This window comes from Atopococcus tabaci DSM 17538 (genome assembly GCF_000429585.1).
Classification (GTDB): domain Bacteria; phylum Bacillota; class Bacilli; order Lactobacillales; family Carnobacteriaceae_A; genus Atopococcus; species Atopococcus tabaci.
Genome location: NZ_AUCD01000124.1, coordinates 1 through 1,603, shown reverse-complemented (window position 1 = coordinate 1,603; position 1,603 = coordinate 1). Strand labels below are relative to the sequence as shown.

General features: G+C 28.8%; 1 protein-coding gene. It reads right to left on the bottom strand.

Going from position 1 to position 1,603, the window contains the following annotated elements:
- Nucleotides 1-159: 159 nt before the first annotated feature.
- A complete protein-coding gene (locus tag G470_RS0111595; RefSeq protein WP_028274932.1) occupies nt 160-1,305 on the bottom strand; it encodes an EpsG family protein in 1,146 nt (381 codons plus the stop codon).
- Nucleotides 1,306-1,603 lie beyond the last annotated feature (298 nt).

Below are 1,603 nucleotides of genomic sequence, written 5' to 3'. Positions count from 1 at the left end.
CTTGTCTATTGAGAGTTAGTGGTAACCTCAATATACCAGAAATTCACGTGGCGTTTTTTCTTTGGCGGTGGCTAGCTTCATTATAAAATCTGCCACTTTTTTTCATGATTTTCAAATCAAAAAGATTGATAGACTCCTTAATACACTTTTTAGAACAAACTATAGAAAAATGTAAGGTACCGTTTCTGTTCTACCGAGCCAAGCAAAGTTAAAAAACCAAAATAGAAAAAGATAACTGATAATAAATAAAGAAAGGATTACCTTATTAATTCTTCTTGATTGAGAAGTTATTAACAAAGGATAGGAAAGCATACTGAATTGACTAAAATAATATCCAATTCTTCCTGACTGTTCATAAACACTTGCTAGTTGAGCAAATAAAAGATCCATAATCAGCAGTGCCCAATAAAAATAAATATTAGAATCTTTTCTTTTTAATTTTTTCCAATTTATAATAAATATAAAAAATATTGGCAACCTGAATAAAAGTTGATTAGGTAAAAACTTTACATCGCCGTATAAATAGTTGGAATACTCTTCTAATCCTATTGTATCCAATAGAAATACTAATAAGTTCGAGCTAAATAAAACTAACAAAAAACATAGGGCTAAAAAAACAACACGAAAAATTTTAATATTAAAAAGTTTTTTTCCTAACCGCATCTTTTTATATTTTTTTTCTTGGTTTATGAAAAAGAAAATAAAATAAATTAGAAGTCCCATAATTGCAGAAGTATGGAACAAAGAAGCTATGAATACAAAATAGAAATATTTTTTTGTGTCTTGCTTAATAAGATATGAAAACCCTAATAAGACAAACGACATTGCAATATATTGTCTCATTAAATTGAGTGAGTTATTGAATCCACTCAAAAAAAACACTAGCATGCCAAGCCATACAGGATAATAATCTCTCAATCGAAACAATGCAACATATAAAGGTGTAATAATTAATATATGAATTACCAATAAAACAATACTCAAGTTATCAAAAAATTTTGTTGTAAAATAGATTAATGCAATAAACCCAGGCTCATAGTCTGTAACATTTATATACCGCCAAACATAAAACCAGTGTGCGGACAAATAATCACTAAAATTCTCTGAAAGTCGAGCTAGTTGAAATAAAGGTAAGATATATACTTCTACATCAGTACCTATCTCATAAGATCTTAAACCAGCAAGTAACGAGGGTATTAAGATTGCAAAAAAAGAGAATATAATTTGGTATATTTTCTTTTTTGTTGATTCAGCAAACTTTGTTGAAACGCACGTTAATAAAAAAGTAATAAAGTATATTGACATTAATTTTATCCTTTCTAAAAAACAGAGGGTTTATAATTGCAGAATATTCCCTTCTGAAGATTAGAGTTATCCATTCTATACAAAGAAGATTGACTACCTCGGAGAGGTATCAATGCTTCTATTTATCTTCATTCTGATTATTTAATGTTAGATATGTATCGTTAAATCATTATTCTTTATGGAAATTAACATTAGCAATTTTATACGTAAATTTCAAGTTTAAGTTAGCCACCCCCACCGAGGGAAAACGTGGCCATACCTAATCGGTATATTGCTGTCTGTTTTGGCTCTTGGTTTA

Coding starts and splice junctions, on each gene's coding strand:
- G470_RS0111595 (WP_028274932.1), bottom strand. CDS start 1,305: ATGTCAATATACTTTATTACTTTTTTATTAACGTGCGTTTCAACAAAG.